Source organism: Spirosoma foliorum (assembly GCF_014117325.1).
Classification (GTDB): domain Bacteria; phylum Bacteroidota; class Bacteroidia; order Cytophagales; family Spirosomataceae; genus Spirosoma; species Spirosoma foliorum.
The window spans coordinates 6906183-6921140 of sequence record NZ_CP059732.1; the positions used below are offsets into that span (position 1 = coordinate 6906183).

A 14958-nucleotide genomic window follows, 5' to 3' on the forward strand; every position below is an offset into this window, starting at 1 on the left:
ATGTGAATTATAATGAATGCTATTATTATGGAGAAAGATGAAAAGATAAGACGGAACCGCTCGAAGACCACTCAACGCATTGTTGAAGCGCTCGAAGATGTAATAGCAGAGCGTGGTTTAGAAGGTGTAGGTGTAAACCGGGTAGCCGAAAAAGCGAATGTAAGTAAAGTCCTGATTTATAGATACTTTGGCGGAATGGAAGGTCTTCTCGAGTATTATGTAAAAATGGGAAAGTTATTTCCAGTTTTTACTCCTGCTGTATTAGACCAAATCCGCCCATTGCATGAATCTGACGTAGCTCGTATTTGGTATCGTCAAGTAATTCAAACCTACCGTTATTTCCGTACGTTTAAGGCAGCCCGTGAGGTTCTGAAGGCTAGCGTTATTGAAAATGATTCAATTGCCGAAACAACAGCTCGGGCACAAGACGAAGAAATGACACGGCTCGTAAGCCAGTTATCGTTCGTAAAAGGTGCCGATACGCAGGCAATTTCGGCAGTTGTACTTGGCGCAATGACTTATTTGACAATTATGGCCCAAAACGACCGCACAATGATCAGTATTGATCTACGAAGCGAAGAAGGCTGGGAGCGGATTGAAAATGCGGTTAAAGCCATTTATATCGCCTTAAATAAAATGGCAATTGGTTCAAAAGATGTTGAATTGGAACTCCAGTCAGCTCATTTGCCGCTTGCTCAATGGTAAGTTAGAATACGTAGTTTGCAGTAGCCGGGATGTAAAAGCTCTTAGCTACTGCAAACTAGTTTTTAGTGCATCTGAATGGTCTTCAACTCTAGACCAATTCCTTCAAGTTTGAGCGTCTTCCACTCATAAGAGGACCTTCTGGCAGATATCTTCTAACGACCGTGCCGATGAGGTCGTCCTATTCGAACGGGCCGTCCACGCCCTCGGGCAATGCCCCCTAATAAGCCACCAGAATCGGTTCGCAAGAGGCCAAACCGAAGGTAAATACCATAGAATGTTTTAGAACTATCGGTTGTCTCACCGCTGAAATCGTAGTAACCCGTTGTGAGACCGATACCCAGTCGAGGGGCCACCTGCGCAATGATGCTATACGTCAATTCAAGCATCAAGCTTCCTTCTTTATCGAAAACACGGCCTGCTCCTATAGTCATCTCGTTCGCAAATATGCCATAGTTTGCAACGTCCATCGTAACTCTGCCTTCCAGAAAAAGTGACGTATCCGGTCGAAGGGAATTTCGGCCGAAGGCAACACCTAAATCGATTACATTAAACGATTTTCCAATTTCGAGGCTTTGCACAATGCGGTCTTTGGGGCTCCCAGCACCCGTATAGATTGAAAAAGGAGTTGCGCGAACATAAATCGGGGCCGCCTTAAAGTTGAAGATTGATCGGGTTGAATCCTCTGTTGAGCGGGTCATTTTATAATACTGCTGGTTATACAGCGCCCTTTTAGACGTGTCGGGTTTCGCCGTTTGGCCCCAAACTGCTGAGCCAGGAAGCCAGCTAAATAATAGCAATATAGTTAGTCTCATAAACCAAAAGTTAAGCGCGTTAACTTAGCGTTAGTTACATAAAAAAATAAACCGCCCTTAGTGAACGGTTTATTTTAAAATCATTTTAATCAAGACTCAGCGACTGGCTACAGTGCCTTTCCTGGCGTGGATTTTCTCTACCACCCATTTGCCAACTTTTTCACCTTCTAGCTGGCCATTAACTAAGGCAGACCGATAGTGAATACCACCGTACATACGGCTGATTGAGGCTTCGTCGGCAGCATCCCGGAACGATTTGAACGACCGCACACCGTGCCCGTATTTAAACTCTGTAGAGTCGGTAAATGCGACGTTATCGCCCATCAAGTCAGTTAGCACCGTAGCTGCTGCCGTCGAGATCACGCTGTGCCCGCTTGGGTATTCCGGAAACGGAGGTGTCTGTAGAAATGGCGTCCATTTGGGGTCAATGAATTTGTTGATAACGGTTTCTGGGCGTATCGTTTTGGTCCGGTATTTTTCGTCCCAGCAGGAAATAAATCCATCACTCAATGCAAATGACGTAAGCGCATAAGCTTCAACAGTGTGCATCATGTCCATCTTTTTCTGCCGCGCAACCGTTTGGGCAATGGCAAGCCAGTGTCCGCCCGGTGTCATTTTTTTACTGGCAAACATAACGTGACCCGCTACGTTCATCACAAAAGCGTTGTCGTCCCAGAAATAAGCAATATCCTGTTGTTGTTTATCCAGCTTTTTCCCTGTCTGATAAACCTCATCAAGTTCTTTCTCATAAGGACTTCCTTTAGCCAAGCTATACGGAAGCGGACGAGGAGGCATAAACTGACTACAGGTATCCATTGCCCAACAGCGCAGCTTATTCCACTGAGGTTCGGCGGCATCCATATAAGCAGGGGGCGTTGGTACCCAAGTTCCTTCTTCGTTTGTAACGGTATGCTTAAATCCTCTCGTCTGTTTATAGCTATCCTTAGCCGCGTAGTCCAGAACGTGTTTAGCGACGGCTTCACCGTAGGCCATCGAGCGTTCGATTACTTCATCTGGAACACCATCTTTCTTATACTGTTCGTAGAATGGCTTTTCAAATTCATCGTAGAAATTGACCGAGAATGTCAGGGCACGAGCAACGGTTAGAAAAGCGCGTACACTAGCTAGCGGAAAGCAATAGTCTTTCCCAGCTTCGGGCTGTGGGCCAGTCTGGAAGCGCTTCAGTTTGCCACCGAGCGATTCGTATTGCTTATCGAAGGGCACAAGGGCTTCGTAACCCGCCAGGTTGGCATACGAATAAATCCGGCTGGCAACAGGTGGCGAAAAAATGTCGTGCACAACAACCTCAGTAAGTTTATTCAGAGCCGAGTTGTAGTATTCAACATTAGCTGCTTTAGCGTTGTACTCGGCAGGGGGAACGGGCTTACGACAACTGGAAACTCCAATCAGCAAAAGCCCTAGCATATAGCTAAAACGAAACAAAGATCTCATGGCTAAATAACAAGTTATATGATCGAAGCCGAACAAGGCTATGGACTTACGACAAAATTAGTAGAAAATTTAGGGCGAAACTAAGTCCACCCCTGTCGATTACTTCAAAAGCAATGGCTTAAATAGTTGTAAACCTGCGTTATTTCGAGCCACCATAATTAATTGTCCCTGTGCTGTTCGGACGGGGCGAATATCACGAATCTCACCATTCAGCAAAAATCCGGCATCAATGGGCGACAAAGCCGTGAACGCTCCTTTGCCATCATTCTGCAATACCACTCCATAACTGGCATCGTAGCGTCCCTGATAAGTACTTACTCCATAGAAATTTCCTCCGCCCAACACGTCAAGGTCTCCATCATGATCAAAATCAATAGCCTCAAGAGCGAATAACTTTGATACCTGAGCCATCATAGGCAACTCATGCACAACGAATTTCGGACCTCCATCCCGGCCGCTTTGATTCTCCAGATAAACCGACGCAAACTGGTTGACAGTAAATTCGTCGGCTCCTTTCAGTTCATCATCTTTTAGCACTTCGTTGAGTGGTTTCCCAGCAAATGACACATAATCGGTGAAGCGTTTGTTGATAATGCTTGGCATTTGTTTACCCAACTCGTCTTTAAAGCCTAGCGGATACCATTCTTTTCCTCGGTTGTAAGCAATGATCTGCTCGGAGCTTTGATTATTGTCGACATCTTTTACCCACATTCGTAATTGCGAATCGGGCGTTTTGCGGAACTTGGTGTTCGTTCCCAAATTACCTGCCACTAAATCTATATCACCGTCCTTGTCGAAATCGGCGGCAATGATGCGCTGATAAAAGCCACTTAATGGCGTTTCATCGGTCAGAATCGATTTACTTTCGGTAAACTTCCCTCCGTCATTCGTGAAAATTTTAACGGGCATCCAGTCACCAGCCAGAATTAAATCAAGGTCTTTGTCGCCATCATAATCGGCCCAAACCGCATCGGTAATCATACCGGCTTTTCGAAGTCCTTCGGCTAGTTTATCCGTTTGATCGGCGAAATGCCCTTTGCCATCATTGATCAACAGGTATGAGTTCGGTGATTTTCCGTAGCCAAACCCAACAACCCGGCCTCCTACAAACAAATCGAGATCGCCGTCTTTATCAATATCCTGAGGGCGCACACAGCTCTTGTTGTCGTACATGGGCGGTAACGCATTGACCGAGCGACTGAAATTCCCGTGCCCATCGTTCAAGTACAGACGGTCGAACTGCTCCGGCATTTTATCGTAAAATTCATTACCGCCCGACACGACGTACAGATCAAGGTCTTTATCGCCATCGGCATCGAAGAAAGCAGCATCGACGTCCTCATACGTTGAATCTTTGGCAAAATCGGCCTGCATAACTGGCTTGAATTTTCCATCAGTCTGTTGCAGCAATAAACTTCCCGCTTTCCACTTAGCTCCTCCGGCATATATATCGTCCAGACCGTCACCATTTACATCGCCTACGGCCAAATGCGGCCCTTCTGTCGATACCTGAAACGGCATTAATGGCTCACGGACATAATCGTAATATTCTTTATTCTCCTTGTGCTTGTACGGAATTGAATCGGCAGTGGTAACATCGGCAAACAGCGGATGAATAGCAGGGGCTGTATACCGATAATTCGTGCCGTCGAGTTTGGCATCCGTTTGTTTTAAGGTGAGCGTCTGATTGGTTTTCACCTTCGTACGAATTTCCATTCGCTGGCTTGGCCAGATTACGATCAATGAATCAATTACGTCTCGTTTACCGAGGCCAAACAGCAGTTCTGGCGCTACCGACGACTCGAAACCACGAGTCGGCATCAATTGCTGTACTTGCAAACTATCGCCGTGCGACGAGCCGCCATATTTGGCAATTACCTTCGCTCCTACCCCAAACGTATTCGGAGCATCACCTTTCAGTTTAACCGTCAGATGCGTATTGTCGGGAAAAATTGTGGTTGCCTCATTGCGGTAAAGGCCCGCAGGATCATCGATGTTGTTCGTAATTAAATCCAGATCGCCATCATTGTCCAGATCGGCGTACGCTGCCCCATTTGAGAAATTAGGCACCGAGAATCCCCAGGCAGACGATTTATCCTCGAAGCGGAGCGATTGAGTACCCCGATAAATATAATTATGAGACTTACCCTCCGGCATCAACTTAATAGCGCGTTCATCGAGCGATTTCGACGTTTCCATAGCATACCGAAGGGAGTCGTCGGCAGCAAATTTCACATAGTCGAGGTTGTTAGGGCGATGGACAATGCCATTGGAAATAAACAGGTCTTTTATACCGTCATTATCATAATCGGCCAACAAAGGCGACCAGCTCCAGTCTGTTGCTGCCACGCCTGCCATAGCCCCAACCTCCATAAACTTCTTTCCCGAAAGGTTTAGCTGAAGGCAGTTTCGGCTATACTGGTTCATGTAGCCATAGGCCAGCTTGTAGATATAGATGTCCAACGGATCTTCACCCAGCGATGATTTTTCGACGGTTTCATCTTCGGGATACATATCAAGCGTAACCACATCAGCAAAGCCATCGTTATTGACATCGGCAACATCGTTACCCATCGAAAAACGGCTGGTATGCTGGAATGCTTTTTTTACACTCTCCGTAAAACCGCCTTTCTGATTATTGATGTAGTAATAATCATCTTCATGAAAATCATTTGAGATATAGAGGTCTTCCCAGCCATCATTGTTCAGATCGGCCACCGATATACCCAGGCCATACCCCATTGCAGCACCGAAAATGCTCGCCTGTTCACTAATGTTTATAAAACGCTTAGAACCTGAGGCTGGTGCTTTGCTCCCTACTCCCTGTTCCACACTCATGTTCTTATAGAGATAATCGCCCGACTCATTATTCCGAAGATTACGCGCCGTTACCCGATCGTAACTACGTGACGTATGTACAGCATGATTGAGCAGGTAACAGTCTAAATCGCCATCGTGGTCGTAATCGAAAAAGGCGGCCTGCGTTGAGAAACCCGTAAAATCCAGCCCATAATCAGCGGCTTTTTCGGTAAAGGTCCCATCGCCGTTGTTGATATAGAGTTCATTGGCCCCTTCCAATCCTCGAAAATTCCCGACGGCACAAACGTAAATATCCAGAAAGCCGTCGCCATTGACATCGGCCATCGTAGATCCTGTTTGCCAATCCGAAAAACCGGCAACGCCCGCTTTCTCGGTAATATCTTCAAACTTAAAGTTGCCTTTATTGAGATAGAGTTTGTTCTTTCCCTGATTCGATACAAAGTATAAATCCGTCAAACCATCGTTGTTGATATCACCCGCCGATACACCTCCTCCATTATAAAAATAGAGGTAGTCGAGTATATTCAATTTTTCGCTCGGTACAAGATGATTGACAAAACCAACACCCGTTTGAGTAGAGTCGAGTGCTTGAAAGAGCTGTTTTTCTGACTTGAATGAGTTACAACCTGCCAGCGCTAACAAACCAGCCGTTAGGAATAAAGCAATAAATTTCACCATAATGAATGATGAACGGAGGATGATGTATGATGTATAATATAGGATGTATGTAACAAGCAAATGTTATTAGTAATGACATCCTATATCATACATCATATAGTAAACCCCATTCTATTTACTTGTTAATAAGTGTAAAGACCTGCGCGCGGTCGTTATTTTTTGCCAGAACAAGTTGACCCTGCTTAAGCCGTGCCATACGACGAACTTGACCGCGTACAAAGAAACCAGAGGCTGCCGGATTGATCGACTCATACGCCATACGCCCGTCAGCAGCTTTACCCCGGTTCCGTAATACGACCCCATAATTACCATCGTAACGACCAACTTCGGGAAGCACGTCTAAGAAATTACCGGCTAAAACGAGGTCGGTGCGGCCGTCGTGATCGTAATCAGTGAAGACAACACTACAAATGGTTGATAGCTGAGCATCAGTTGGCAAGGGTTGAAATGTTAAATCGCCTTTGCCCGAATTCAGTAGGATAGCCGTTTCACCCATAAACGATTGCTTGATGAGAGCCTGCTTCAGTTGATCTTCATCCAGAATTTCATTAATCTTCTTGCCCGCATAATCACCAAACTTTATAAACTTTTTCTTGATTGTAGGCATTTCCTTCTGCAAATCGCTTTTCAGCACCATTGGGTACAGTTCGCCAGTTTCATCGGCGCAATTTATAATCTGCTCCAGCGTACCGTTATGATCAAAATCACCAACATACAGTTCAGCCGGGACGGTTTGCGTAGCTCGAATGCGCGAATTGAGTCCTAAATTACCCACGACCAAATCCAGATCGCCATCACCATCCGCATCACCTGCGGTTACACAATTCCACCAGCCATTCGTTTTCAACGGTTTACCTTCGGTATCCTTTATCGATAATTCTGGATTCTGAGTTAGTTTACCCCGCTTGTTTTCGAATACCCGAATCGGTTCCCAATCACCAACAACAATCAATTCAGGATACTTATCGCCGTTCAGGTCGGCCCATGTTGCTCCGGTAACCATACCTAGCTGATCAATATCTGCCAGAAAGCGTTTAGTGTAATTTTTGAAATTCCCGGTGCCATCATTCGTAAGCAGGTAGCTCGATGGATTATACCCATACTGACTCGGAATTAGTCGAGAACCAACAAACAGGTCAATATCGCCATCCTGATCAAAATCTGCGGCTGCTACGCAGGAACCACTCGCCTTCAGGTTAGGCAATCCTGTTTCAGAACGGGTAAATCCGCCTTTCCCGTCATTTAGGTAAAGCTGATCCAGTAATTCCTCTGAGTCGGCATTAAACTCATTGCTACCTGATACAACGTATAAATCCAGATCCTTATCGCCATCGGCATCGAAGAAAACCGCGTCGACAGCTTCTGAAATTGTATCCTGTTTCATGCTAACAGGCGTTTTATCAACAAAACGCCCAGCGGGTTGCTGTAAAAATAAATGCCCCGAATGGCCACTAGCGCCACCAAGAAACACATCGTCCAGACCATCGCCATTTACATCGCCGGTAGCTAACGCAGGCCCTTGTGTGGAGAGTTGCTGTTTTAATAAGGCATCTCGATTGTAATCGACAAAGGGGCTTTCTTTATGTAAATAACTCAATCCCGAAGCAGCTGTATTGTCCTGAAAATAAGGTCGAGCAGGGATTACAGAAGGCTTCCATAACTGATTCGCATCGGCCCAACGGAGCGTCAATAGTTGATTGGTTTTAGGCTGGCGTAAGATTTGCTTTTTATCGTCCGGCCAGATGACTATTAACGAATCAATCTGAGGTTTATCGCCCAGACCAAACACTAGATTTAGGTCGACCGACGATTCAAACCCTCGGTTGGGCATCTGTTGCAGTAATTGCATCCGACCAGGCTGATAGACGAATACTTTGGCGCCAATGGCGTTTCGGTTGAAGCCGGTTCCTTCCAGCTTTATTTTCAAATAATTTGCCTTGCGCTCTTCGCTCGATTTATTCTGATAGATCGAAACGGGGGAATTTACATTGTTGACAACCAAGTCTAGATCACCATCATTGTCTAAATCACCATAGGCGGCACCATTAGAAAAGTCAGGTTCCGAAAGGCCCCAATCAACTGCTTTGTTGGTAAAATGGAGGTTCCCATCATTATGAAAGGCATAATTGGGAATAGCCTCAGACGGGGTTTTATCCAAAAACTCTTTAAAATTGAAGGCTCTCTGGCGGGCCATCTGAGCCATATTTTCGCGATCGGCCAGGAAGTTTACGAAGTCTTGATCGGTTACGTCTTTGGCAACTCCATTGGCCACAAAGATGTCTTTCTGCCCATCATTGTCCATATCAAAAATCAGTGCGCCCCAACTCCAGTCTGTCGCCTGAACTCCCGAGAAACGGGCGATTTCGCTAAAGGTTGGTAATCCATTATTACCCGGTTGATTTCCCTGATTCAGGTGCAGCATATTTTGCATGTACTGATAGTGGAAATCACGACCAACCTTAATTTGCTCCAGATCGTGCCCTTCATAGCTGGAATTACGCTTTAAGCGCCGGTCATTACCGGGCAACATATCCGTTATGAAAATATCGAGTTTGCCATCATTGTTGACGTCAGCAACGTCGGCACCCATAGATGACAGACTGGTATGCGGCATCGACTCCTTGATTGACTCATGGAACGTTCCATCGTGGTTATTGATGTAGAGATAATCTCGTTCGTAAAAGTCATTGGAAATATAAATATCGGGCCAGTTGTCTTCATTTACATCCCCGATGGTGATGCCAAGGCCAAAGCCAATTACGCTACCGTAAATCCCGGCTTTTTCACTAACATCGGTAAAATGCTTGCCCTTCTCCTGATCGTTCCGGAAGAATTTATGCCCTCCTAACGAATCCCGTTCTGCCCGTAAGTTTGCATATACCAATTTACCAACAGGCATAAAGCTGTTGTTCAGCAGGTACATATCCAGATCGCCGTCGCGGTCATAATCAAAGAAAGCTGCGTGCGTAGAATAACCCCGATCCGCTAAACCATATTCGGCTGCACGTTCCGTAAATGTCGGAACCCCATTGGCATCATTTCCATTATTGATAAAGAGCTCATTAGCCCGATCGTCGCCATCGCGATTCCCGGCATTACAAACGTAAAGATCAAGTCGTCCATCGCCATTTACATCGGCAAACGTAGCGCCTGTACTCCACGCTCGTTTTCCACCAACACCCGCTTTGGCCGAAATATCATCGAATTGTATGTTGCCCTGCCCAGGAACAGTTCGGTTCAGATAGAGTTTATTTTCGCCCATATTGGCGATCAGAAATACATCGGCCAGACCGTCATTATTTACATCGCCGATGGCTACGCCACCGCCGTTATAAAAATTCCGATAATTGAAGATGTTGAAATCCTTATCGTCGGTAACCGTGTTCGTAAAATTGACGTGTGTCTCGTCGGGCGACAACTTCTGAAACAGTGGATCGGATGGCGTCTGTTGTTTTGACTGGCAGCCCACAAACAGGCCAATTGCCAGAACGATTAAAAGGATACGCATTGGTACAAGCACATGAAAAACAAATCGTATTTGTAAACAATAGGGAAGGAAGTACTTAGGACGATTTTCGTTTTTAAGGGACTGCAAATGTAACGAATTATGAAGGTTGATCAGGTATATCCGGCCAATTAATTGGCTTTTAATCAGTCACTAAAACAAAAAGAGCAAGCCCAGATGAGCCTGCTCTTTTTGCCTTGTAAAAGGAAGATTAATAACCTGGATTTTGTTTCAGGTTTGGATTCAATGCCAGCTGATCTCTTGGAATTGGATACAATGTCCAGTGACTATCGGCATCCTTCGCTTTGAAGCGTTTAGCATCGCCATAGGTTCCGAAACGGATTTGGTCCTGACGGCGGTGATATTCCCAAGCCATTTCACGACCACGTTCCGCTAACATGTCGGTCAGTGTCAATGTCGTAAAATCAGCCATACCAGCACGCTTACGAATCAGGTTTACATCCGTTAGAGCGGTAGCCGTATTACCTAAACGTAAGTTAGCTTCTGCACGCATCAGGTAAACGTCAGCTAAACGATATACGACGAAGTCGTTATCCTGGCTAGTGAACGTGTTGTTCGTCTGAATCTGATATTTTACACTACGAGCACCGGCTACACGACCAGGAGCCCCTGCAGCTAAAACGAGCGATGGAATCTCTGGGGTGAAAGCCAGCGGGATAGCATCATCCATCAGCGGTGTACCATCTGCTTTATACTGCTGACCAACAAGCCACATTTTTTTCCGAATGTCCTTGTCATCGAACGAGTTATAGAACTCCGTTACAGCCGCGAAACCGTTCCAGGGAGCTGTACCCAGGTTATAGGTCAACTGGTTCAAATAGTGCAGGTTCTGCATTTGTACCTGGAAACCTGTCCGCTTCGATTTGTCAAATGGAGTTGCCAGGATAATCTCTGCCGAGTTCTGGTTCTGCGTTACGAAGTTGCTGAAGAAATCACCAACGATCTGATATTTACCAGAGCTGATAATGTTATTACAACGCGTAATGGCATCAGCCCAACGAGGAGTACCTGTATACACCTGTGCATTCAGATACATTTTCGCCAGAATCATGTCAGCCACATACTTGTTCATACGACCGTAGTATGCGCCCCCTACTGTACTGCTTAAGTTTGGATAAGCCGCCAATAGTTCTTTTTCCACGAAGGCAAACATATCAGCACGGGTACTCTGCTTGGGCGTACCTGCCGAAACCTGGTCAGCAATGATTGCATTGCCGAACAGATCCATTGCTTCGTAGTGGAAGAACGCCCGCAGTGTTTTTAACTCTGCAATAACGCCAGCATCCTTAATGGTACCAAGCTGTTGGTTAATAGACGTGATGTTGTTATAACACCAGTTCCAGGGGCCATTGAATTGGTTGTTGTCCGTAACAGGGTCCCAGGTGTGTGTGTACAAACGCACCCAGTTATCACCATCTTTCCAGTCACCACCACGGGTTGGAACAATCTGTTCATCCGTAGTCGTATTCAGGTTGGTGAGGTTACCGTAGTAATCGCCCAGTCCACTGTATAATGGTCCGATCAAAGCCGCCTGCTGGGCAGCCGTCGTACCGAATGTACCGCTGGTTGGGATAACGTCGTAAGTCGTCTCGTCAAGATTCGTACAAGACTGACCTGCCAGCATAAGTGCCGAGCATCCCAAAAGCACTTTTATGGTTATTCGTTGCATATAAGTTTTTGATAGGTAATTAATTACACCATTAAAGCCTAGGCTCTATACTAACGGTGTGTTCATTAAAGCAGTTTTCACAAACCGAATTATTTTTTGGATTTAATCCGGTTTGTGAGCCGTAATCAAGGTTAGAACGTCAAGTTCACACCCAACTGGAACGTACGCGTTTTAGGATAAACACCATAGGCATCTAAGCCAACGTTGTTTGGAGCCTGTGTTGTGCTACTTGGTAAATCACCTTTTACCTGTAATTCAGGGTCAATACCTTTGTATTTGGTAATGATGAACAGGTTGTTACCACCTAGATAAATACGAGCATTGGTGATGTATTTGCTAGCAGGCAGTGGCACGTTATAACCAATTTGCCAGTTGTCGAAGCGAACAAATGAACCACTTTCAAGCCAGTTTGTCGATAACACGTTGATACCATAACCCTTCGGCATTGTGGTTACGTCTTTCAACATGTTCGTCTCCAGAATCGATCCTGGAATCATCAGGTTCGACCGCAGGTTGTTCAGAATTGTGTTACCAAACGTACCACGCAGCTGGAAATACAGATCAAATCCTTTGTAACGGAATGTGTTGATAAACGACGCATTCAGGAATGGCTGAGGGTTACCTTGTTTCAGTGGTGAGCCAGCAGCTACAGCTACAGCAGCATCTGCTTTAGAAACGTCCGTTACCGGAGTATCACCCGAACCTGCTTTTAACAGAACCTGACCAGCCGAGTTGTAACCAACAAAAGTTGGAACGTTGTTAAACTCGCCCAAAGGCTGTCCTGGTGTCAGGTAAGAAGCATATACATCAGACAAACCACGACCACCAAATGGGTTGAAACGAACCAAGCCATTGCTAAACTGATCGTTCGAGAGCGAAACAATCGTGTTTTTGTTATACGCTGCAACAGCCCGAGCATTCCAGGAGAAACCACCTTTCTGGATTACATCGCCACCAAACGAGAATTCAACACCAGAGTTACGCATCGAACCTACGTTTGCCAGAATAACACTTGTAAAGTACGTTACCCCATCAGCTGGTACAGAATATGGATACAACATATCCTTCGTCAGCTTATTGTAATATTCCAGCGTACCGCTGAATCGACCGCCGATCAGTTGGAAATCTAAACCAACGTTTGCAGTTGTCAATACTTCCCATTTCAGGTTCGGATTAGCGTTTTGCGTAATACCATAACCTGGCAGGAAGTCGCCTAATGAACCATCATAGTACGTTCCTTTCTGACCATACAACTGAATAGAGTTGTAAGGAGCAATACCTTCTGAGTTACCAGTTTGTCCGTAACCAGCGCGCAGTTTCAGGAAGTTAAGCGTATTGCTTTTGGGGAAGAACTTCTCATTGGTAATCGTCCAGCCCGCACCAACCGATGGGAACATACCCCATTTGTTGTTCGCACCGAATTTAGAGCTACCATCCCGGCGAACAGTGGCGGTAATGTTATACCGATCATTCAGGTTCAACGTTGCCCGACCAAAGAACGAAATCAGTTTCGACTGGTTCCGGTTAGAGACAGCATAGTTGTTAGATGGGTTCACTAACGTTCCCGAACCTAAACCTAAGTTATCGTATGTAACATTGCTGGTAACGAAACCTGAGTTAGCGGCAGTAAAGCCATCGTTATCAAACTGCTGGAACGAATAACCACCCAATATATTAAAGTTGCTGCTCTGCGCTCCGAATCCTTTTGTATAGCTAAGCGTCGTTTCTAACAGCTTCGTATTGCTTTCTGTATAGCTACGGCCTGCACGTCCATTGTTAGCAGAATACGCTTTAACAGTTGGATCTGTAGAGAACGCTGCAATTGTGTTATCGCGCTGCAATTGTCCACTTACGCCAGCAATCAGACCATCCAGAATTTCGTAACGCAAAGAAACACCACCCTGTAAGTAACGCTGTACAGCATTGTTAGTAGAGGTTTCCAACATGGCAACAGGGTTGAACAAGTCAAAGCTACCACCTACTTCAGCATAGGTACCATTAGCATTGCGCACAGGCAATGTTGGGATCATGGTTAATGCCCGGTTAAGGATACCATTTGAACCACCAGATCCACTAATATTTGGCGCACCGTTCGCACCGTTATCCGGGAAATCTTTATTCGTTTCCGAATAAGACAGGTTGTACTGGATATTCAGGCGATTGTCGAAGGCTTTTTGGTCGAGGTTGATCCGGCCCGTAACCCGGTCAAAACCAGTCCGTTTAACAATACCCTGGTTCTTAATGTAGTTTAACGAACCCCGGTAGCTGAACGTTGGCGAACCACCAGCAATAGCAATGTCATGGTTGTTCGTCACAGCCGTCCGAGTGATTTGCTTAATCCAGTCGGTATTGCTGTTACCTGTAGGAAAACGTTGTGCATCCAACAGAGCAGAATCGCCTTTAAACGACCGTACAGCAGCACGATAGCCATCAGCATCCAGCATATTCAGGCGGTTCGATATAACCGATATACCGATATAGTTATTAAAGGTAACCGTTGTTTTACCCGACTTACCCCGCTTGGTGGTTACCAGAATAACGCCGTTAGCAGCACGCGAACCATAAATGGCAGCAGCTGAAGCATCTTTCAGTACGTCCATCGACTCGATGTCCTGTGGAGAGATTGTGCTGATAGGAACACCAATCATACCATCTACCACATAAAGAGGATCGCTACCACCAGCCAGCGACGTGTAACCACGCAGACGAACCGTTGGCGCCTGGTTTGGGTCGCCAGAAGGAGCTGTGATTACCAGACCAGCCACTTTACCCTGGATGGCTTGCAATGGGTTGGGGTTAACCCCAGCATTGAAATCTTTGGCGGTTACCTGTACAACCGAACCTGTTAAGTCTTTGCGTTTAGCTGTACCATAACCAACTACAACGACTTCTTCCAACGCTTTTGTGTCGTCGGATAGTTTAACATCGACTACCGAGCGGTTTCCTACAGCTACTTCCTGCGAAGTATAGCCGATAAAACTCAATACAAGCGTTGCATTGTCGGGCACGTTGGCCAGCGAATACTTACCTTCTGCATCGGTGTTTGTACCACGTTGGGTACCTTTGATTTGCACACTTACGCCAGGCAGCGACGCGCCTGCTGGGTCAGTTACGGTACCTGTTACAGTACGGCCCTGTGCCCAGGCCACTGAATTGCCCACTAGCAGTATCATTGCCATTATAGTCATCAAGCTTAACGCTGCCTTCTGACTAAATGACTTAGGCTGGGAAAACCCAACCTGACCTACGTAGCCACCGAAGCGGTTCATTTTGTAGGATTTGTCCATCATAGGTTT

General features: G+C 45.9%; 7 protein-coding genes. 1 reads left to right on the forward strand and 6 read right to left on the reverse strand.

Annotated features, from left to right (window positions below):
- Nucleotides 1-12 precede the first annotated feature (12 nt).
- Nucleotides 13-705 (forward strand): TetR/AcrR family transcriptional regulator, encoded by a 693-nt coding sequence (locus H3H32_RS29075; protein ID WP_182459229.1) that lies wholly within the window; start codon nt 13-15, stop codon nt 703-705.
- A gap of 152 nt (nt 706-857) precedes the next feature.
- Here the strand turns inward: H3H32_RS29075 and H3H32_RS29080 are convergent, their stop codons facing one another.
- The 6 genes from H3H32_RS29080 to H3H32_RS29105 form a co-directional block, all read right to left on the reverse strand.
- Nucleotides 858-1517: a hypothetical protein gene (locus H3H32_RS29080; protein WP_240543525.1), complete on the reverse strand. Its 660-nt coding sequence runs from the start codon at nt 1515-1517 to the stop codon at nt 858-860.
- Nucleotides 1518-1613: 96 nt separating this feature from the next.
- A complete protein-coding gene (locus tag H3H32_RS29085) occupies nt 1614-2969 on the reverse strand; it encodes a vanadium-dependent haloperoxidase (RefSeq protein ID WP_182459230.1) in 1356 nt (451 codons plus the stop codon).
- A 99-nt stretch (nt 2970-3068) separates the two neighbouring features.
- Complete coding sequence (locus H3H32_RS29090) at nt 3069-6467, reverse strand: VCBS repeat-containing protein (protein ID WP_240543526.1); 3399 nt, start codon at nt 6465-6467, stop codon at nt 3069-3071.
- Between the two features lie 115 nt (nt 6468-6582).
- A complete protein-coding gene (locus H3H32_RS29095) occupies nt 6583-9975 on the reverse strand; it encodes a VCBS repeat-containing protein (protein WP_182459231.1) in 3393 nt (1130 codons plus the stop codon).
- 208 nt (nt 9976-10183) lie between these two features.
- Nucleotides 10184-11662, reverse strand: coding sequence for a RagB/SusD family nutrient uptake outer membrane protein (locus tag H3H32_RS29100; protein ID WP_182459232.1), 1479 nt, complete (start codon nt 11660-11662; stop codon nt 10184-10186).
- Between the two features lie 131 nt (nt 11663-11793).
- On the reverse strand, nt 11794-14952 hold the full coding sequence (locus H3H32_RS29105) for a SusC/RagA family TonB-linked outer membrane protein (RefSeq protein ID WP_182459233.1): 3159 nt from the start codon (nt 14950-14952) through the stop codon (nt 11794-11796).
- Nucleotides 14953-14958 lie beyond the last annotated feature (6 nt).